The organism is Methanobrevibacter sp. (assembly GCF_045636185.1).
Classification (GTDB): Archaea; Methanobacteriota; Methanobacteria; order Methanobacteriales; family Methanobacteriaceae; genus Methanocatella.
Genome location: NZ_JAZTXC010000078.1, coordinates 1 through 22411, shown reverse-complemented (window position 1 = coordinate 22411; position 22411 = coordinate 1). Strand labels below are relative to the sequence as shown.

Here is a 22411-nt window from a genome sequence, read left to right as displayed (position 1 = left end):
AATTATATATAATAAAAATCTAATTATTATTAATTATAAATAAATAAAAGTGATTTAATGGATAGAGAAACAAAAAAACGTTTTCGTGAAATAACCGCAACATTAAGAAAATACGGTTTTGGTGAACTTCTAAACAAAAGTATCAAAAACAAGATTTTTCCAGCAAAAGATGATGAGGAATATAGTCTTTTAAACGATCCTGAGCTTCCTGTTAAATTAAGATTAGTTTGTCAGGATTTAGGAACCTCATTTATCAAATTAGGACAGTTATTAAGTACCAGACAAGATATTGTTGGAGAAAAAGTTGCCAATGAATTAGCTAAATTGCAGGATGACAATCCTGCAGTCAGTTATGATGAGATTAAAGAGACAGTTGAAAGTGAACTTGGAGCAAACATTGATGATATATTTGAATATTTCTCTGAAGAAAGCCTTTCAACAGCTTCCATCGGACAGGTCCACGAAGCAAAACTCAAAACTGGTGAAAAAGTAGCGGTCAAAGTCCAAAAGCAAGGAATTTCAGAAACACTTGAACAAGACATAGCTATCATGAAATATCTTTTTAAAATAATTCACAAACATAATGATGAGTTAAGAGGATTTAATTTACCTGGAATTATAGATGCATTTGACCATTCAATCCATATAGAAATTGACTATATCAACGAATTAATAAACATGACCCAATTGGCATCAAATTTTGAAGACGATGAAACCATACATATTCCAATAGCATATTCAAAGTATACTACATCAAAAGTTCTTACAATGGAATTTATTGAAGGTACCAAAGTAAGCGATGTTTTTGAAAGCGACAGTGAAGAATTCGACAAACCACTCCTTGCAAAACGTGTACTCGATTCCTTTATGAAACAGGTATTGATTGATGGATTCTATCATGACGACCCACATCCAGGAAACATCTTCATTCTTGAAGATAACGTGGTATGTTACATTGATTTAGGTTCAATGGGGATTCTTGATGATGACTTTAGAAAAAATCTTGCCGATTTGCTTATGTTGGTTGCAGACCAGGATGTGAAAGGAGTTATCAACCAATTCATTTATATGGGTGTTCTTGAGTATGACATGGATACGACCGAATTGAAACGGGATCTTCGTGATTTATTCTTTAGAAGCTTTAATAGTGAATTTGGCGGATTGAATGATGTTCTAGATAAATTACTTGCACTCATGCAAAAACATGGAATCATTCTTCCTAATGATTTCGTTACAATGGCTCGTGGAATATCAATGATTGAAAATGTTGCAATAGGCTTGGACCCTAATGCAGATATTATGGCATCAATTGAACCAGTTGCACAGGAAATCGTTAAAGAGAGAACAAATATTTCAAATTTCATTAATGATAAAAAAGGTAGTTTATTATATTATAAGAATATGCTCAAATCCCTAGCTCCACTTCTAGTAAGGACAATTCATAAAATAGAAAATGGAGATATGAGTTTAAGATTTGAACTTGACCATCTTGACCGCATTGTAAGTAAATTTTCACTTGTTGTAATAATAGCTGCTCTTTTAATCAGTTCCTCTTTGGTTATGACTATTACAAGAGGTCCAATGATGTGGGACATGCCTATGCTTGGTGTCCTCGGTTATTTTGTGACCTTTATTTTAGGTTTAATTGGAATAATAAACTATTTATACTCTAGATAAATGAATTAATTTCATTATCTACTTTTTTTAATTTTAAATATAATAAAGAATGAACGCTACAACTGTTCCAGCCAATATACCAATGATAATTTTTGATTTGCCTTTTTTATCAAGCAATGCATATACAAGAAACATTACTACCATACCGATAAATACTGCAATACGTCTTTCCATTATTTAACCTCCCTAAAAAATCAAATGTTATAATCTATACAATTTAATATATATTTTTTTAAATATTTAAAATATATTCAAGAATATCTATATTGGTTCAAAAAAATATTATTTAATTTGAACTGCGCCATGTGTTTCCGCATTTTGCACAGCGTATAAAATTAGTTGGTGCTTCATCAGCTGATCGTGTTTGTACTGTCCACCAATAACCCTTTGTTCCGCCACATTTATAGCAGGTTATTCTTGTTGTCGGCAATGCCACATTTTTATTGTCAGTCACAATAACTTCCAAATCTTTATTTTTCTCGCCTTCAAACTTGTATTGCTCATCCAAATCATTTTCAGTCAGTGATTTTTCATAACCACAGCTACATTTAATTATGCCATCCTCCGGCATTAACATTGAACCACATTTAGGACAGAATTCCATTTTTTTAAACACCATAAAAAATTCGTAAGTATTAATTTAGTCAATGGTATTTATAAAATAATCGGTTTAAAAAAAATAGTAAAAATAGAAAAATATAATCTTAATTAAAAAGATTAGATTCTTCTAATTTTTCTTCGAAATATTTTGTAGGTTTATCAAAGCTGCGTTTTAAGATAAATGATAGAATGAAAACAACAATACCCAATCCAAATAAGACTAAAAATGCAGGAATATAATTAGCCCATATTAAACCAAGCTGTGCTTCACGAATCATATTGATTGCATACGTCATCGGCAGATACGGATATAAAAATCCGAATATTTCATTCATAATCTCAACCGGATAAATACCTCCGGTACCAGATATCTGGAACACTAATAAAACAATAGCTATTCCTTTTCCAATTACTCCGAAAAGAGATACTAAGGAATATATTAGCGTCATAAATATGGCTGCAACAATATAACACGAAAATGCGAAAACCAATGGATTGCTAATATCAATTCCTAAAGCAAGACAACCCAACAGAGTAACAGTCGTTTGCAATACAGATAAAACTAAAAATAATGCCAATTTACCCAGATACATTTCATGCGGTCTGAATCTAGTACCTACACTTGTTCCTGGTTTTAACATTACAGAAGTAATTAATGCACCAACCCACATACATAATGCCAAATAAAATGGAGCGACCTGGGAACCATAATTACTTGATGGGAATTCTTCATGCCTATCTAATTTAACCGGAGCAAAGAAATAATCACCAATTTGACTATCATTTAAACCTGTAACATCATCTAAGCCCCCAGCAGCACCAGACAATGAACTTGATGCGGCAAATAAAGCAGAAGCAGCAGAATTTGCAAGTAATTGAGCACCAGCAGCTAAACTTAATGAACCCTGACTCAATTGATTTACACCATCACCAAGTTGATTTGCTCCATCAGATAAAGATACTGCACCATCAGCAACCTGATGAGCACCATTATCTAATTGATTTACTTTTCCTGAAACGTTTGAAGCTTGTCCATCAATATAATCCATTCCCTCCTTTATAAATTGGGAAGAAGTGTGATTTTTAACATAAGATGTAACTTGTGAAATATCACCAGTAACCTGATTAACTGTAGTAGATGCCTGACGAGTTCCATCAGCAACCTGACCAGCACCATCAGCCAACTGATTAGCACCATCAGAAAGCTGATTAGCACCATCACTAAGCTGATTAGCACCATCACTAAGCTGACCTGCACCGGCACCAACTTGATCAGCACCTGCAGATAATAAACCTCCACCAGCAGCTAATTGACTTGCACCAGAAGCTAATCCATCCTTCAATTCACCAAGTTTATCGTAAGCTGCCAAATTAATGAAAGTAACAATCTCTGCATTAATATTATTATATACTTGTTTTGCAGCAGCATCAGTTAATTTAGCTGCAACAGGATTTGACTTTTCATTAACCCGATATTCCAATGTTGCAGAATGAGGATCTTTGGTTGTAATCGACACAATAGATTGACTAAAGTTAGATGGAACTACAATACCTGCATAATACGTTCCATTGTGCACACCTTCTCTCAAATCATCAGAAGTGACAAATACCCACTCAAAATCAGTATTATTCTTAAGCATTTTAACTAAATCATCACCTGCACGAATCGATACATTTTGATATTGAGCACCCATATCATCATTAGCAATAGCAAACTGAACATGGCTAGTATTTTCATAAGGATCCCAGCATGCATAAATATTTATTAAACCATACAAAGAAGGCAATATTATAATTGCTATTAAAATTATAACAACAATAGGATTTGAAACAGTAGATTTGGCATCAGTTTTCATAATGTCAAAAATATTATTTCTTGTATTTTGACGAAATTCTAAAATGTCTTCTATTTTCATCATATCCTCCTAAGACCTAAAAAAATGAAAATTATAAAATTAAATTACAAACATAAACCCCATGTAAAATAATAGTTACATTAGAGAATAATCAGACTGGCTGATAGCCATTTCTGTTAAATAAAACCTATGCAGCAACAATAAAATTGCCACAAATAAACCTATAAAAAGGCAATATTATCCAATTATAATTTTCACTAAATAAATGTATGTTAAACAATTTATAAAAGAGTTTCTATTTAACTTAAAAAAAGGTTAATAAATTATTAAAAAAAATTGAAAAAAAGTATGTGGCAGAGGCTCAACCCTCCACCATTATCAGCCGGCCTGTCGATGGATCTTTATAAACTTTACCCATTTCAGTATAACCCTGACCTGAACTGTTAGAAATATCAGGTGTTTCATTTAATTGATGTCCCTGATTAACTTCAGACATGCTTTGAATATTCTGCATTACCTGCTGTCTTTGTTCTGGACTCATATCCTCATTGAAAACAATAGATTGCATATTCCAACTAATGATTACAAAAACCAGAAAACCAACAGCAATAACAAGCATAGCATCAACTAAGTTGGCTGTACCCGCCATTGGGTCTTCTTCAACACGATTAGATCGTCTTCTCTGTTTTTTACGAACCATTTAAATCACTGCTTATTCATATAATCTAAAACAGCATCTGATAAAGCATCCAAATCTGATAAGTAACGGTCATACCAACTAGATCTAACTTTACCAATAACATAACATAAAGCACCTGAGCCGATACCGACAATAGTTGTGTTGAACGCAAGAGTTAATGATTCTGCAAGAGTATTTACATCTCCTGCACCTAATGCTGCGAGACCTGGACCCATAGGAATCAAAGTACCCATTAACCCTAAAGTAGGTCCTACACGAGTAATAATATCAGTTCTTTGTAATGTCTTTTCAGTTTTTTCTTCTTCATATTCAACTAATTTACGAGCTAAAGCTTCTCTTGAATTTTGATCTAAAGCAGAAGAACTAGCAATCTCCGATAAAACTTTTTTCTGAGATTTTGGAATTTCTGCATTTTCAATAATACTTTTTAATGCATCAACTGAAGCAGCTGCATTAATATCATAAATTAAATCACGAACTGTTCCAACAGGAACCTTTTTTCTAGAAGTATATTCTGATATTGCTCCACCCAATGTAATAATTGACATTATAACAATAATTAAAAGTATAACCAATACCGGAATGGTTAAACTCTGTGAAATAACATCAAGTGAACCAGTTAAATATTCTCCACCAGGTATACTTACACTCATTATATATCACCTAAATTATTCTAAAAGACTTTTACTTTTCTTATTTAATAATATTCCTATAATCACTAAAACAATAAGCATAATAACAATTGCAATAACGGTTTCAGGTGAGCTCATTGTGAGATCACTGAAATCCTTGGATAAGGAACCTGCAATATTAGGAATCACAATTGCAGAAAGTAAAAAGTAAGCACCTAAAAGCAACATGAAGTTTCCCAAAATAATAGGATAAGGTTTGCTTGTAAATCTAAGTAATGTATTGGATGCAAAGTATGTTATTATAATTACAGCCACTAACGCAGCTGCTGCAAACCAACTTAAATAGAAAGCACCAACACCTATAGTTGGAGCAACAATCAAAATACTTGCTACAATTGAACCAAAACAACATGGACAAGGTGCAATAACTGCAAGTGATGTAGCAGTACTTGTATTGTGGTCATGAACTTTCCACTCCCTTATTGTAATTAAACCTGCAATAATCATTATTAAAGCCATGATTATATAGAATATTGAATTATAACTATAAATAGCCTGAGTGAGTTGTTCTGCATATAAAGAAGCGATAGCAGAAATAATTAAAACTCCACCACCATATCCTATACAGATTAACGCTAGTAATTTTTTAGACAAATTAGCTAAACCTGAAGCCAAACCTACTTTTATACCAAAAACAAGGATGGCTGCAAGAATACCGAATTGCCATAATACACTCATCATATCCATATTAAAATCCTCACATAATTAATTAAAAATCAATTACAATTTATTTTATATATTTTTAACTATATAAATTTTAATCGTAATAAAAAAATAAAATGAATAACTAGAAAGTTATTCAAATTAATATTCTTCTTTCTTGTTTCTAAAGTATCCTATAGCGAAAATTCCAACTAAAACTATTACACATATTAACAATTGTATTGACATGGATTTTTCAGTTGTTGTACTACTGCTTGGAACTGATTTTGTAACTTCATAAGATTTTCCTTCAGCATCAGCACCACTATCGCCGACATTATCTAAACCGTTGATTTCAGATAAACTGGAAGCTATAGCTGATTGGGATGAAGCTTCACCAACACTCATTGCATTACGGCCATTATTTGAACCTGAAGTTGAACTTTCAGACCTTAAAGTAGAAGATGAAGAGTTGGATTTAACATTAGCATCTGTAGAATTCATACCTGAATTCTGATTTGCTTCAGCATCTGAACTTTCAGAATCTTCAGAATGTTGGAAATTGGCAGGATTAAAGAAATTATGATTTGTTGCTTGGAAAATTTGATCTGCAAATCTTGCAAGCAAATCAGGGTTAATAAAATCAACTGCCCATTGCATCATAGCAATATTACCACAACTACAGTCACAGCATGCAACACCATTTGTAATTACAGCTTGTGCCCATTGATTAGCAAGACTTGATAGTGTTGCTGAATCTGTTTGCCAATAACCTTCATATGCGGCAGTCAATAATGTACCCGCAGAGGATATGAATGCATAGTTATTATTTCCTGTTGTTAACCAATCAGTAACACCCATTCCATATTTGTCATTGAAATAGATATCATATGCGTCATTCCACATATAATTTGAAACTGCTTCAGGTCTTGTTACAGACCATCCAAGCAAATCGGTTAAAAATTTATTAGAAATGTATCTAGCACCACTATAACCTTCCTGCATCATTCCACTAATCCAGTCAGGGTTTGAATATCTGGTAAGGATTTCTTTTGCAATAGCCTGTTCAATAGAAGTGGTGTATGGAGTATTTTTATTACCATACATCAATACATTCATTTTAGGTGAATTTCCATTGACATAAGCCATTGTCATTGAAAGGCCTCCCCAATAATCAAAGAAATCATCATTATCCAAAACACCATATACATTAGTATTACGGCTAACGATTAAATCATTAGTATTATTTAAAGCTCTTAAAAATACTAAAGGATTGGTTTCACCCCAATAGAATTTGGAGTACATGTTACCCATTCTGCCTAAATAGAACTCTGATAATTCATCAGTGTCGTTCCAAGTCCAACTTAAAGATACTGATTTTGCAATTCCTGCACCGTAATCACCATTAGGCGGTGCAAAAATACGGGTAATTGCATATTCTGCAGCGGTAGTGGTATTGTAACCTAACTCTTTGTAATAGATGAAATCACTTACCCAATGTTTAGCAACATTGTTTTCTTCAAATGATTCTCCACCAATTCCATAGTAATCAATACTGGCCATTACATGATCCAAACCTTCTTCAATATCTCTGCCCCATTCACTATTCATTAATTCATCATTATCTAAAATATACATATATGATCTAGCTAAGGCAACTCTAAATGCATTATCCATTAGAATAGTTTGAGTAGAGTATAAATCTCTAAAGTTTCCACTAGTAATGATTGTTACATCAATTCTTTTTTTAGCCCATTCATCAGGGCGAGTTAATTCTTGTAATTTAAGATATTTTGGTAATATATTAGTTTTTACACCAACACTTACCTCTTTGTCATCGTGTTCATGATCATCATGGTCTTCATCATTACCAACCTGCACATATCCACCAGCACTTGGAGATGATGAATAAACTGGTTCCATTCCAAGTAAATATAAAACAACTGAAATTAATGCGCCGTCGTCTCTTGCAGTTTCAACACACCAGATTCCCATTACAAGTTTTTCAGTATCATCTGTTAAACCTTCTAGGGCAAGTAATGTTAAAACTCTTCCATATTCATATGCTTCTTTTGTTGGAAGTTCTTGAGACTGATCATGGAAGAAATTTCCTCCAGTTTCAAGTGAATTAATATCTAATACGTCACCTGCAGGACCCGGAGCAACATATTCCCCATTTAAAGCATTAATAAATGAATTAATCTCTTGTTGAACGGACAATTGGATTAATGAAATATATAATTTCGCATAATCAAATGCCGCAATAAGACTAGATGAATTTACACCAATTACACGTGCAACTTCTTCACTTGAATAATAAATTAAAGAAATCACTGCATTAGTGGATAAATTCATTACTACATCCCTTTCAAGAGAATTAAGTTCACTATATTTTTTAGAATATTTTATTTGGGCAATTTCATCATATAATGTTGTGGTTACACCATTATAAGTGAATTTTTGAGATAATGCTGTAGATACAGATAAACCTATATCCTTATCTGTCCAGTTTTGACCCAATGCATGTAATCCCCATGTATAAAGCTGATCTTGTACTGATTTAATGAAAGAATCAACTGTAGAAACTAACTCGTCTGATGTTAAATGGTTGAATGTTTCATTGCTTATGCCCATAGAATGAACATAATTGTTTGTATCAACAATATACTTAATTTCTGATATAAGTGTGTCCTTGGAACTTTGATTAAGAGCATTTTCATATTCATTAATCAAATTAGCCAAAGAAGTCAGGTTTCCATAAAGTTGAGTATAAGCCAAAGGAGAAGTCATATGTGAAATCATTACAGCAAAACCTCTTCTTTTAGCCTGAATACCTTCACCAAGACCATCAGATATGTAGAAATAAATTTGTGGAGTTTTACCTACAACAATAGATCCATAATCTGTTGAAGATAACAAAACCTCTTTACCAGGTAACCATTCGTGAGTAGCGTGTCTTCCAACAAATACCATTGCGGAGGAATAATATTCCTGGAAATAATAATAAGCCGCTAAGTATTGGTGCGTTGGAGCTACAGCAGTACTGTGATATAATGCATCAGAATCTGCTTCCCATCCTCTTTGAGGTTCAGGACCAACAAAAATATTACCGAATGTTAAACCAGGAATTACAAAGTATAGAGTTCCATTCCTTTCAATTGTCATAATATTTCCAGGAGCATCGCCCCAGCCATTTAAACCAGGTATATCCAGTTCTATCCATTCTTGTTTATATTTTAAGAAAGTTGCGTAGTCTGATTCTGAACCTGTTTTTAAATACTGTTTTAAAGCTGCAACAATATTATCTAAAATCGGAACAGCACTTGAAGTATAATTATCTGGAAGTAACGCCATGATTTCACTATACCAATCAGATAAACGTTCATCCATTGGAGCAGTATAATGTATAGCAATTGCATTTCTTGATAATTCACCAATATATGCAACAGGACCTTCCACAACTTGCAATTTAGAAATAGGTTCTAAACTTTCAAACCATTCCAAATATTCGGAAGCTGGAAGTAAAATCACATTAGACCTATTGGCTAGTTTTTTCAATTCACCAGGTGCCCATGTAGCTACATTGATACCACATTTAATAATCATATCTTCCAATTCACTCACATTATTTGGAAGCTCGCCAACATTATAACCTTCTGCTTTTAAAGCATATAAAAGATTATAAATACTTGTTATTGAGTCCAAATAACTTGAACCAATATTTTGTTTTCCTGGAGGATAATTATAATAAATTAAAGAAATTTTTTTATCAGCATTTTCTGTATATCTCAAATCAATCCATGAAACAACACGGTCAGTTAATAAATCAATATTTATCTCATGAGGTTTATATCCTGAGCGTTCAGCACCGGTATTTGCTGATATATCATGAGTTACACCACCAACAAAGGTAGCCTCAATAATACCTTGTGCTTCACCAATAGCTACATGCCACCATTTATCACTTCTGTTTCCAGGCAGACCTGTAGTACTTAATTCCCATTCTTCATTACTTACATAATCAGAATGGACTGCTCTGAATATTTGTACGCCAGCTGTTTCAAAATATTCTGTTACTTTATCAAACAATGTTCCCCCAATACCATATGCAGGCATGGAGATTATTGCATCCACATAACTTTCATAATTAGAAGGATTTTCTAAAAATGATTTATAATCCGGAGCATTAGTGAAATATTCAACCATTACTTTTAACTGATCATCAGAACCTCCCGCTGCAACAACAGGAATTACATTAACACCTTTAGATTCTAAAGATTCTATTAATGCATAATATGGTTCTAAAGATGCACTGGATACATACATATTACTTTCAAGTAAACCAACAGTATATTTTCTTGAAGAATCAAAATATAATTTCTTGTATTCATCAAAAGACATATACTTATCTCGATATAACCCATATTGATATGATGCATGGAATATCGGAGCAGTATATTGGCAATTAAAACCACAGGTGTTTAATGCCCATAAAATTTGATTTATTTGATTTTCCTTATCATTGCAATTTTTATATAAAACTGCTTGATTAAATCTGGAATCAACTATATTGCCCTTACCTGAAGTAACATAACTATAAACTGAAGTATATGGTTGACCTCTTTTTGTCGTTTGAAAATATTCATTTAAAAAATCTACTGTACAAATACTATCGTCGAAGATTTTATGATAATTAATAGTAGAATTTTTAACTAAATTGAATGTTTTAAGCTGTGAAGAAGAGGATGTTTCCAATATCAAAAACATCTCTTTATTTGATAAATCAGGATTTTTAAGTAATAAATTAGTAAATACTGAATCTGCATCAGTTGTTAACCAATTTGCAATTACAATATCACTTTTATCAATTAATGTGTACAATTCCGCTTCATCCATTTTAGAAATCTGATTAGAACTTCTAACTTGAATATTTACATTAGAATAATTATTCAATACTTCCTTCGCCGCTGAATCAAGAATATTTGTTCCTCCATTATCACTAATAAGCAACATAGATTTATTATAGTCTTGATTTAAAACATTAGAATTGTCTGATTGAACAATTGTATCATTATCCAAAGCGAATGTAATATTAATTGTACATAAGAGCAAAACAATCAAAATAGCTACAATTGCTATATTTTTGAGATTAAAAGTATCAATTTTACTTTTAATTATTTTAAAACCTCCTTTGAAAAAGATTATCTAATAATCCCTTTCAATAATTATATTAAACAGTTATTATTAATAAAATTAATCAAAGTATTACTAATTAACATGAATTCTATAAAAAAGTATTACTAAAAAATGGAAAAAGTGAATGAAGTATTAATTCACACAAAGTGGCTTTTTTAGAATAATTTGAAAAATAAAAAAAAAGGAAGAGAAGTGAGATTACTTCTCTTATGCACTGCTGATTTTAACTGTGTTAGCTATGCTACAGCCATTATAACTTGAAGTTATAATGTATTCACCAGGCATTAAATTAATGTTTAATTTTGCTTGACCGAAAGCATCGGATATTCTGTCGTAGAATACACCATTGATGTTAAATGTAACCACTTGATTTGCATAAGGTTTGCCCTGACCATCAAGAACTGTTGCTATAAATTGAGTTCCGTCACGATATTTCATTGAAATATTAGTAGCATTCAATACAGGCAATACTTTAATGTTATTGAATACCATGGAACCTTTGTGTTCAGCAGTTATAATGTAATCTCCAGGATTTAAGTTAATGTTTAACTTAGCGATACCGTTTGCATCGGTTTGACGGGTGTATAATACGCCATTGATATTGAATGTTACATTTTCACCTGCACCTACAGGATTGCCGTTATCACCAATGATTTTAACAGTATATTGTGTTCCGTTTCTGTAGTATTTAGTTATATCATTGTTTTCAATGATTCTTGGAATAACAGTAATATTATTGGCAGTCATTTCACCAGTAGCAAGGTTTATTGCAGTTATTATATATTCACCTGCCTGTAAGTTAATATTTAATTTAGCTAAACCTTTGTCGCCAGATACTTTGCGGTCATACATTACTCCATTGATGTTGAATTTGACATCTGCACCGTCTTTGAGATAGTTTCCTTCACTGTCTAAAAATGTTGCGAAGTATTGGGTATCATTTCTGAACACTTTAGTAATATCAGTACCGTTGACAGTTGTTAAAATAGTTACAACTGAATAAACAGTTTGATTATCGGCAGTAACATCGACATCATAAACTCCAACACCCAATTCAAGAGCGATACTTACACTACCATTTTCATTAGTATTTCTAGTATAATTTACGTTATTAATACTAATTTCAACTGTTTTATTTGCTAAAGGACTGCCTTTATAATCAGTTACAGTTACAACAAATCTTTCAGAGCCATGATAGTATTTAGTTACATCAGGAGCAGAAATCTCAATAGGACGTTCCAATTCAACGACCAATATATTTTGTAATGCTACAATTGTTGAACCAGTAGCCTCAAAGTAAATAACATTATTTTCTAATGTAGAATTAAGCATATCAATCATATAATAATCATATGATGAACTTGTTCCATTCCAGATATTTTCATAGGTATTATTATTTACAATAAGATTACCTTCACCAGCTTGAGCACTAGCAGCAAATACATACAAAGTTGAATCTATTAAATCGGCATTTTCGATATCATCCATAAATGTGTATGAACCAGTTTCAAGATTTACCTGTTTGGATAATAAATCTGCCTCTTCAGCAATATAAACCAATTTATAAGTTTCACTTTCATCATTTTCAGTTAAAACAAGCAAAGTAGGAGGATAAACAGCACAACCACCAGCAGCTTTATTTAAAACCAAAACATTTTCACCATCATCCAATAAATCAGCTACATCATAAACAAGCAAACCGTAACCATATTTACCATAAGTTCCCAAATTGGACTGATCACGATAAGTATCAATAGGAGTAATAGCCTGATTATTGAATGTGATATTCCAATCATTAAAGTCTCCGCCAGCAATCTTATCCCAATTATAAGCTACATAAAGCAAACCAGTATAAATATCTGAAGAATTAACTTCAAAGGTGTAATTAACATTAGTTACTCCAGTACCTGCATATTTAGAAACATCCTGAGTTAAAATAATAACATCACCAGTAATTAAATATTCACGAGTAATTGTAGCATTAGAAGCAGGATAAGCAAAGTCTTTACCCAAATTACCATTATATAACACTTTAAAAGTAGCATTGGTTGAATTTAAAGTATTATTATATTTATCAACAATTAAAAGAGTGTATGTTACTTCAGTATTATTTGCTCCATTCACGGTAGTCTCATCAATTGGTCTAAATGTCGGATCAATTAAAGTTAATGTAGTACTGTTAGAAGCATCAATAGTTAAATCACTAGAAGCAATTTCTTCACCGTCTGCTAATAATACAACACAACCTTCAAATTTTTTATTTCCATTTGTAACAGTTACAGTTAAAGTATTATTAACACCTGCAAAAACTGTACCTGCATATGGTGGCTTGATATCTCCTGAAATTGAATAATCAAGAACTTTTTCACAAACGATAATATCAGTTAATGCTACAATGGTTGAACCAGTAGCTTGGAAATAAATTTCATTTTCATTTTCAATAATATCTGTAATATCTACAGTAAAGTAATCAAGTGAACTGCTTGTTCCATTCCAGATATCTTCACAGATATTATTATTTACTATAAGATTACCTTCACCGGCTTGAGCACTAGCAGCAAATACATACAAAGTTGAATTTAATAAACCAGCAGTTTCGATATCATCCATAAATGTGTATGAACCAGTTTCAAGATTTACCTGTTTGGATAATAAATCTGCCTCTTCAGCAATATAAACCAATTTATAAGTTTCACTTTCACCATTTTCTGTTAAAACAAGTAATGTAGGAGGATAAACAGCACAACCGCCAGCAGCTTTATTTAAAACTAAAACATTTTCACCAGCAGCTAATAAATCAACCACATCATAAACAAGCAAACCGTAACCATATTTACCATAAGTTCCCAAATTGCACTGATCACGATAAGTAGAAACAGGAGCAATAGTCTGACTGTTGAATGTAATATTCCAATCAATATAGTCTCCGCCAGCAATCTTATCCCAATTATAAGCTACATAAAGTAAACTGTCACTAATATCTGAAGAATCAACTTCAAATGTGTAATTGACATTAGTTACTCCAGTACCAGCATATTTAGAAACATCCTGAGTTAAAATAATAACATCACCAGTAATATTAAAAAAACGTTTAGTACTTGTATTAGAAGGAGGGAAAGCAAAATTTTTACCTAAATTACCATTATATAATACTTTAAAAGTAGCATTAGTTGAATTTAAAATGAAATCTTTATGTACAAAGTTCAATGTGTACAATACTTCAGTGTTATTAGCTCCATTAACAGTAGTTTCGTCAATAGGCCTGATAGTTGGATCAATGAATGTAATTACAGTTTCATCATTTGCATCAATAGATAAGTTCTCATAAGCAATTTCTTCACCATCAGCCAATAATATTGCACTGCCTTCGAAATCAATGTTACCGTTTGTAACAGTTACAGTTAAAGTATTATTAACACCAGCAAATACTGTACCTGAATACGGTGGTGTAATTTTTCCAGCTATAAAGTATGGTTCTGGTGTAGTAATTTTTAATAATTGAACTGAAGCCTTATATGATGCATAAGTAGATGCTTTTGAAGAAGTGTATGTTAAATTAGTATCTGTTAAAGGTATGAAATTTTCGGTTATATTCCAAACATCATATATATAATAACTTCCAGTTTCCTGTTCAGGATCCAGTAGTAAATCTCCATTTAATCTGTATGTAGCATCTGCACTAGATAAAGCAATAGATTCTAATGTGACATCATCATAATCATCATCAAAATCTTTTGTATTGAATATTGTAGTTAATGTTTCTTTTGTCCATGCCTGACCAATATTTAACCAGTAAGATATCTTATCGTTATCACTGTCATCATATGCACATATTAATGCAATCAATTTTATTCTACCATCAAAGCTATAATCTGTTAAAGCAGTATTGTTTACAGTGATTGTTATGGTATCACCGCCAGACAGATTTTTCACTTTATCAGTTATGTCAAATAAACTTTGATAATCTGAATATTGTTTTGATGTATTATTGGTTATCGGATAAATAACCGGATCACTGGCCGTATTATCCGGATATGTTAAATTCGCATATTCTAAAACATTTATTCCATCATCTGTTTTTAAAGAAATATTAGTTGTTAATCCATAAGTTGGAGCTCCACTTCCAGAATATGAAGAAACGACAACATTTACAGATTTTATTTCAGTTACGTTTTCAGGAATTTCATAAACTAGCTCCCCATTAGTTGAAGTAAATGGATTTACTGATGAAATCTCAACTCCACCAGATACCTCACCATTGTCAACCAGAGGCATTGCAGAATCTTCTGCAAAAACAATTCCTGAAGAAATTATTACTAAGAAAATAAATATTGTTAAAAAAATTATATTATTCCTAAATTTCATCATTTGCCCCCATAATTAATATCCATACCCTTGATTAGGTACAATATAAGATAAATAAAAAGTAATATATAAATATACTTAAAGTATTACTTACCTAATAAAAAAATAAAAAAAAGTATTACAATATAATAAAATTTAAACTAAACCAAAAACATAAATTATAATATTAAATTAAAATGAGGCTAATCCATGATATGGAACGAAGAAATAGAAACAATGTCAAGGCAAGACCTTGAAGAACTACAACTAAAAAAACTTCAAAAGACTGTAAAAAGGGCATTTGACAAAATTCCTTATTATAATAAGAAATACAGTGAAGCTGAAGTTTTTCCAGAAGACATAGAATGTTTAAAAGATATTGAAAAATTACCATTCATTACAAAAGACGATTTGCGTGAAAGCTATCCTTATGGATTATTTGCAGTAGACATGTCAGAAATTAAGGAATTGCATTCATCATCAGGAACAACGGGAAAACCAGTAGTGTCAGGTTATACAGAAAAGGACTTGGACACATGGGCAGAAACAATAGCCCGCGGACTTTCTATGATGGGCATCGGCAAAGACGATATTCTGCAGAATACTCACGGATACGGAATGTTTACTGGAGGATTTGGTATTCACTACGGATGTCATAAAGTTGGAGCAACAATCATTCCGATTTCAACCGGCCAAACCAGAAGACAAATCGATATCATGAATGATTTCGGAGCTACAGGAATTATCTTTACACCATCTTACGGAATTCATTTAGGTGAAGTCGCTTTAGATGAAGGAATTGACCCTAAAGATTTAAAAATTAAAGCAATAGGTTTTGGAGCTGAAATGTGGACTGAAGAAATCAGACAAAAAGTAGAGGAACTCTTCGGTGCAAAAGCCTACAACATTTATGGATTAACTGAATTGATGGGACCCGGAATAGGTGTTGAATGTGAAGCGCAGAAAGGCCTTCATATTTCAGAAGACATTTACTATCCAGAAATTATTGACCCAAATACATTAAAAACTTTAGAACCAAATACTCCGGGAGAACTGGTTTTAACCAACCTTGAAAGAGAAGGAATGCCTGTAATTAGATTCAGAACAAAAGATTTAACCAAAATTACTTATGAAAAATGCAGCTGTGGAAGAACACATGCTAGAATGAGTAGAATCACTGGCAGATCTGATGATATGATTAAAGTCAAAGGAGTAGCCATTTTCCCTTCACAAATTGAAAAGGCATTGCTCAGAGCGGGTGATGTAGAGCCTCATTATTTAATAATAGTTACAAGACCTGGAACTCTGGATGAAATTGAAGTAAAAGTAGAAGCATCATCAGACATTTTCTTTGATGGTGTTAAAGAAATGATGGCAATTCAAAACAGAATTGGAAAATCCATTGAGAATGAAACTGGTATTAGAGTAAAAGTAACTCTTGTAGAACCTAAAACATTACCTAGATTTGAAGGAAAAGCAAAAAGAGTAATTGATGAAAGGAATTTACATTAGGTGATATATATGAAAATCAAACAGCTATCAATATTTTTACAAAACAGAATGGGCAGTTTATCAAAACCTCTGGAAGTTCTTACAGTTGCTGACGTTAATATTAGAGCAATGTGTATGGCAGATACCTCAGAATTTGGTATTTTAAGACTTGTGGTAGATAATCCGGAAAAAGGAAAAGAGGCTTTAGAGCAAAATAACTTCCTTGTTAAAATTACCGAAATCATAGGAGTTGAAATGCACGATGCACCAGGTGGCCTCACAAGTGTTTTGAATATAATCAGAGACAATAATATTGATCTGGAATATCTTTATGCATTTACACATGAAAAAGAAGGAAAAGCTATTTTATTACTTCATGCAGATGATATTGATGCTTTAATCGATATTTTAAAGAAAAACAATATAACAATTGTTCCATGTGAAGAAGTTTATTCATTATAAACTTCATATCTTCTTTTTTAAAAAATTTTTTTTCAAATTTTGAATATTGAATAATACAAATATTCAAAAAAATAATATTTAAATAATATATAAAATATAGCTATTTTTATCATGTAAAAACATGAAAAATTTAAGGTGTTAAAAATGGGAAAACTAGAAAACAAAGTAGCAATAGTAACTGGTGCAACTTCCGGAATGGGTAGAGATTCAGCAAAATTATTCGCTGCCGAAGGAGCAAAAGTAGTTGTAACCGGAAGAAACGAAGAACGTGCAAAAGCTGTTGTTGATGACATTAAAGCCGAAGGAGGAGAAGCAATCTATGTAATTGCAGATATGGCAAACTTAGACGATATTCAAAAAATATTCGATACAACAATGGACACCTATGGAACTGTTGATGTTTTATTCAATAATGCTGGAATGTTAAGCATGTCCCCATTAATGGATTTAACCATTGAAGAATGGAACAAAATATTTAATGTAAATGTAACCTCCGCATTGCTTTTAACACAATTAGTAGCTCCAGTAATGAAAGAAAAAGGAAAAGGAACTATTGTTAACACATGTTCTGTAGCTTCATTTGGAGCTCACCACGGATTTGCAGCATATGTTGACAGTAAACATGCGATGATGGGACTTACAAGATCTATTGCATGGGAATTAGGTCCAGAAATTAGATGTAATGGTATTGCACCAGGGTTAATCCACACAGCAATGGTGGACAGTATTGGTGGACCAGAAGCACTTCAACAAATGATTGATCAATGTCCAGTAAAAAGATGCGGACAACCTGAAGATATTGCAAGTGTTGCACTCTTTTTAGCATCAGACGACTCTTCATTTATTGACGGACAAATAATAAAAGTAGACGGTGGATTTGAGATTTAAATATCTCAATCATTTTCTTTTTTTAGCTCATCAATTTTTTCATTTAATTCTTTAATTTCGGCATTTAAATCATCTATTTTTGATTCTAAATTATCGTGATTATCATTGCTAATTTTTGAAACATATATTGAAGAAATTACAGCAGTAAAAGTTGAAAAAATAAGTATTCCACCAACCATAGCTATTATCCCAATTAATCTACCTGAAAAAGTAGTTGGAACAACATCACCATAACCAGTACTTGTCATACTAGCTAAAGTATACCAAAACGCTGTTGAAATATCATTAATACTATTATCAGCAAATCTTATTAAGATTGCAATAACAAAAATGAATATCATAGAAAATGGAATGATTTTATCCAAAAGGGTTCTTTTCAAGAATTTTTCAAAGGATTTATTTTCTTGAGTTAGAACAAATTTCTTAATAAAATTTACTAATTTAATCAGTCTTAATGCTCTTAAAAACATGAAATCTAATGGAAACATCCCTGCAATACTTATAGCATTATCCCTTAAATACTGTTTTCTGTCTTCGGAATGAGTATAACTATAAATAAACTCTGCCCATAAAATAATACAGACAATAAAATCAAAAGCATATACTGTTTTTTTAAAAGATATGTCAACAGAATGAAATGCCACATAACCTAATAGAATAAGATCACATATAATTAAAATAATTATTGCTAAATAAAATAGTCGTTTTTTAGAAAAAGTCATGATTATCAATACAATTTATTAATTTAGAAGCCAAATTACGTGTAACTTCCATTGGCTCATAAGTATAACATTCATAAACAATTGTAGGAATACCTGCCTTGGCTGTCGGTTCTGTTATAAAAGGCGGACTTGATCTAAATTCAGGAGCATAATAAACCAATTCTTCAATAGAATCTATGATAACATCAACATATCTAGTTGAATTTTCATCAAAACCTGGAGCAAATACAAAATTGGTTATCCTATATTCACCCGGCCCTCGTGACCCCCTGTTTGAGTGAATATCTAAAAACAAGTCATATTTTTTTTCAATTATATCATCTTTAATAAATTCTTGAGCCAATAACTGTCCTTCAAGACGACCTTCAGTATCGCTATTCGGATTATCAACATGAATATTATAAAGATAATAAGAGTATTTTAAGTCATTTCTGTTTGTTAACTCATCAAACAATGCCCGATGAGATTTACTTTCAAGAGGATGCATTCCAATTACATAAGCAATCCTAACATTTGAATTCTTATCTCCAAAAGGACCATGAATATGAACACTTCCAAAATCATTTTCACCAATTAATTCGGAATCATATTGACTAGAATCAACTTGAGCTTCATTAGTAGGTCCTTCAGGATAGTTCATTTTAACACCAAAATAAAAATGTGACTAGAAATAATCTAGTCTTCGGAAGGTGAACGTTCACCTAATTCTTTATTTAATTCATAAATTAATCTGTTATCGCCATCTGCCAATTTAGCTTTAGCTAACAATTCCATTGCGTTTTCTTCTTCTTCAACTTGTTCTTCAACAAACCATTGTAAGAAGTTGTTGGTTGCATGGTCTTTTTCTTCAATAGCTAAATTAACTAAGTCATTGATTAATCCGGTCACCATTTGTTCGTGAGAAAGAACATGTTCAAAAGCAGCTAATGGAGAATCCCATTCAGTTTGAGGTCCTTCAATTGCTGTTAATGTTACGGAAGCTCCTCTTCTGATAATGTAATCATAAAATTTCATACCATGTTCTAATTCTTCTGCTGCTTGTACTCTCATCCAGTTAGCAAAACCTGCTAAGTCTTCATCTTCAAAATAAGCTGCCATGGATAAGTATAAATATCCTGAGTATACCTCAGCGTTTAATTGAGCATTTAATGCTTTTTCCATATTTTCGGATACCATTTATTATCACCATAAAATGTTTTGTTTTTTATTGAATATAAAGTTAAAGAAAAAAAGTATTTTTAAAAAATAGCCATTTAGGATAACAATTGTGAGATTACCCTAATAGCTATTGTAGACAGTGAAAGACAGTTATGTTCTCCATAACTCCTCTCTTTTTTTAAATTAAACAATTATTTTATATTAATGAGGAATATCTCAAAACTGGTTATGCCGACAATTCTGAAATACCTCTAAGGCTGATGTATGTTTTTTAATATAAAATAATCATGCGAAAAATAATCAAACATTATTGTCAAACTATTTTTCTAAGATTAGTATCTAAACACTAATCTTAGAAAAACAATTTTAGAGGGAAGAATAGCCATTATAAATATAATGGCTATAAGTTATATGGCTGATTATAATTTCATTCCAATTCTAAAGGACCTAATTTTTGAAGAGTCTTATAAAATTCATCCATAGTTGTTTGGAATTTTTCCCCTTCTGATGCTGAAATCCATTCGTGACGGAACCTTTCTTTTTCAATTCCAAATTCCTCAAGAATATCTTCAACAATTTTAAATCTTCTAGACCATTTGTAGTTACCTGCATCATAATGACAATCGCCGATATGGCAGCCTCCTACAAATACTCCATCTGCTCCTTCTTCAAACGCTTTAAAAATCATTGATGGATTGATTCTTCCGGAGCACATTACACGAATAATTCTTACATTTGGCGGATATTGCATACGTGCAGTACCTGCAGTGTCAGCCCCACCATAACAACACCAATTACATAATAATCCAACAATTTTTAATTTATCAGACATTAAAAACACCTCATAATTCCTCTTTTGCAGGACTGTATAATGGTGGTTTTACATCATCACTTACACCTGCTACGTATCCTGTTCTATTCTGATATTTCTTTTGCAGTTTATCAAAAATTAATGATACAGGTATGTCCATTGGACAAACATCGTCACACTGTCCGCAATCAACACAACTGAAACTCATATGGGATAATCTAATACCCTGGAATGCAATCGGACTTGGAGGAACATCAGATGCATTAAAGTAAGATTTATTGAGCTCACAGTTTTCATAACACCAACAGATTGGACATACATCCCTGCATGCACAACATCTAATACAGCGATCCCATTCTTTTATTCCGCTTACCTTATCATAATTGGAATCCTGATTCTTTTTAGCCATTTTAATCATGATGCCCTCAACTTTCAATCTTGCATCGATTGCATCTTGGGAAGGTGATTTAGTTTCTAAAATTCCTGCTTTTTGAGCACCGTTAATTAATTCTTCACCTTTTTCATCATTAATTTCAATGAATGTCCAACCGTCACTTGCTCCCCAGTTTCCGCAAGCAATGTTAGCTTTTCTAGGTATTTTAACATCACATCTTTGACAATTCAAACGACGGCCATATCCTTCATGTTCCAGTTCATGAATTTTTACACCTTTTTCAGTGCCGTCTGCAAGCTCCACTATAAATTGCCCTTTGTCAATTTCTTCACTTACAACGTCATCCGGATTAATATCATAGAAGAGTTCTATCATTTTTCTTCCGGATACAGGTGATACTGTTCCACCACAGTTTAAACCAACGGTAAAAATGTTATCTGGATTAATTTTATGTCTTTTGATAAGTTCATCAATTGAACGAATATCACATGGCTTTACAGATACTGCAACTTTTTTATCTGAAAGATACTTTTGGATTATATCTCCAAACATTGTTGGAGCACAATGATAAGAACCTGCAGTTTTAATCAAATCTTCAGAGTCAGTTACAAATGTTGGAACTCCATCATATATGTCATCACCAGGAGATAAAGCCAATACGCCATCAACAATATTTTCATCTAATAAATATTTGAAAATACTTGTTACTGCTCCACCACATTCTCCTGCTTCCTGAATGTCCGGATTTTTTGATCTAGCTAAAACATAACTCATATTA

The 22411-nt window shown here is 32.0% G+C and carries 17 protein-coding genes; 4 read left to right on the top strand and 13 right to left on the bottom strand.

All coding sequences use genetic code 11. The features are described 5' to 3' along the window. Positions 1-57 precede the first annotated feature (57 nt). Positions 58-1677, top strand: coding sequence for an ABC1 kinase family protein (locus ACKI3Q_RS04805; RefSeq protein WP_407414803.1), 1620 nt, complete (start codon positions 58-60; stop codon positions 1675-1677). Positions 1678-1710: 33 nt separating this feature from the next. Here ACKI3Q_RS04805 and ACKI3Q_RS04800 read toward each other — a convergent pair whose 3' ends face one another. The 8 genes from ACKI3Q_RS04800 to ACKI3Q_RS04765 form a co-directional block, all read right to left on the bottom strand. Beyond that, on the bottom strand, positions 1711-1851 hold the full coding sequence (locus ACKI3Q_RS04800) for a hypothetical protein (RefSeq protein ID WP_407414801.1): 141 nt from the start codon (positions 1849-1851) through the stop codon (positions 1711-1713). A 112-nt stretch (positions 1852-1963) separates the two neighbouring features. Further along, entirely contained in the window at positions 1964-2281 is a 318-nt protein-coding gene (locus ACKI3Q_RS04795; RefSeq protein WP_407414799.1) for a transcription factor S, read from the bottom strand. Positions 2282-2381: 100 nt separating this feature from the next. After that, positions 2382-4193, bottom strand: a complete 1812-nt coding sequence (locus ACKI3Q_RS04790; protein WP_407414797.1) for a YhgE/Pip family protein — start codon at positions 4191-4193, stop codon at positions 2382-2384. 301 nt (positions 4194-4494) lie between these two features. Beyond that, entirely contained in the window at positions 4495-4833 is a 339-nt protein-coding gene (locus ACKI3Q_RS04785) for a DUF2149 domain-containing protein (RefSeq protein ID WP_407414795.1), read from the bottom strand. A gap of 5 nt (positions 4834-4838) precedes the next feature. After that, positions 4839-5486, bottom strand: a complete 648-nt coding sequence (locus ACKI3Q_RS04780; RefSeq protein WP_407414793.1) for a MotA/TolQ/ExbB proton channel family protein — start codon at positions 5484-5486, stop codon at positions 4839-4841. Between the two features lie 15 nt (positions 5487-5501). Further along, positions 5502-6212, bottom strand: coding sequence for a DUF2162 domain-containing protein (locus tag ACKI3Q_RS04775; RefSeq protein ID WP_407414791.1), 711 nt, complete (start codon positions 6210-6212; stop codon positions 5502-5504). A gap of 117 nt (positions 6213-6329) precedes the next feature. Continuing rightward, positions 6330-11279, bottom strand: coding sequence for a cobaltochelatase subunit CobN (locus ACKI3Q_RS04770; RefSeq protein WP_407414789.1), 4950 nt, complete (start codon positions 11277-11279; stop codon positions 6330-6332). A gap of 291 nt (positions 11280-11570) precedes the next feature. After that, positions 11571-15728: a DUF3344 domain-containing protein gene (locus tag ACKI3Q_RS04765; RefSeq protein WP_407414787.1), complete on the bottom strand. Its 4158-nt coding sequence runs from the start codon at positions 15726-15728 to the stop codon at positions 11571-11573. Positions 15729-15917: 189 nt separating this feature from the next. Between ACKI3Q_RS04765 and ACKI3Q_RS04760 the strand changes: the two genes are divergently transcribed. The 3 genes from ACKI3Q_RS04760 to ACKI3Q_RS04750 all read left to right on the top strand — a co-directional run bounded on the left by ACKI3Q_RS04760 (position 15918) and on the right by ACKI3Q_RS04750 (position 18548). After that, the gene (locus ACKI3Q_RS04760; RefSeq protein ID WP_407414785.1) at positions 15918-17219 is read left to right on the top strand and encodes a phenylacetate--CoA ligase family protein; all 1302 of its coding nucleotides are present in this window, start codon (positions 15918-15920) and stop codon (positions 17217-17219) included. 9 nt (positions 17220-17228) lie between these two features. Continuing rightward, entirely contained in the window at positions 17229-17660 is a 432-nt protein-coding gene (locus ACKI3Q_RS04755; protein ID WP_407414783.1) for an acetolactate synthase, read from the top strand. Between the two features lie 144 nt (positions 17661-17804). Beyond that, positions 17805-18548 carry an SDR family NAD(P)-dependent oxidoreductase gene (locus ACKI3Q_RS04750; protein ID WP_407414781.1) on the top strand — a complete coding sequence of 248 codons (744 nt, stop codon included), beginning with the start codon at positions 17805-17807 and terminating at the stop codon, positions 18546-18548. Between the two features lie 5 nt (positions 18549-18553). Here ACKI3Q_RS04750 and ACKI3Q_RS04745 read toward each other — a convergent pair whose 3' ends face one another. The 5 genes from ACKI3Q_RS04745 to ACKI3Q_RS04725 all read right to left on the bottom strand — a co-directional run bounded on the left by ACKI3Q_RS04745 (position 18554) and on the right by ACKI3Q_RS04725 (position 22407). Next, positions 18554-19270, bottom strand: a complete 717-nt coding sequence (locus ACKI3Q_RS04745; protein ID WP_407414779.1) for an ion channel — start codon at positions 19268-19270, stop codon at positions 18554-18556. Next, the gene (locus ACKI3Q_RS04740) at positions 19257-19910 is read right to left on the bottom strand and encodes an adhesin (RefSeq protein WP_407414777.1); all 654 of its coding nucleotides are present in this window, start codon (positions 19908-19910) and stop codon (positions 19257-19259) included. The genes ACKI3Q_RS04745 and ACKI3Q_RS04740 overlap by 14 nt, the downstream gene beginning before the upstream one ends. A 35-nt stretch (positions 19911-19945) precedes the next feature. Next, complete coding sequence (locus ACKI3Q_RS04735) at positions 19946-20446, bottom strand: ferritin (protein WP_407414775.1); 501 nt, start codon at positions 20444-20446, stop codon at positions 19946-19948. Positions 20447-20855: 409 nt separating this feature from the next. Next, the gene (locus ACKI3Q_RS04730) at positions 20856-21260 is read right to left on the bottom strand and encodes a hydrogenase iron-sulfur subunit (protein ID WP_407414774.1); all 405 of its coding nucleotides are present in this window, start codon (positions 21258-21260) and stop codon (positions 20856-20858) included. A 10-nt stretch (positions 21261-21270) separates the two neighbouring features. Further along, positions 21271-22407 carry a Coenzyme F420 hydrogenase/dehydrogenase, beta subunit C-terminal domain gene (locus ACKI3Q_RS04725; RefSeq protein ID WP_407414805.1) on the bottom strand — a complete coding sequence of 379 codons (1137 nt, stop codon included), beginning with the start codon at positions 22405-22407 and terminating at the stop codon, positions 21271-21273. Between the last annotated feature and the right edge of the window lie 4 nt (positions 22408-22411).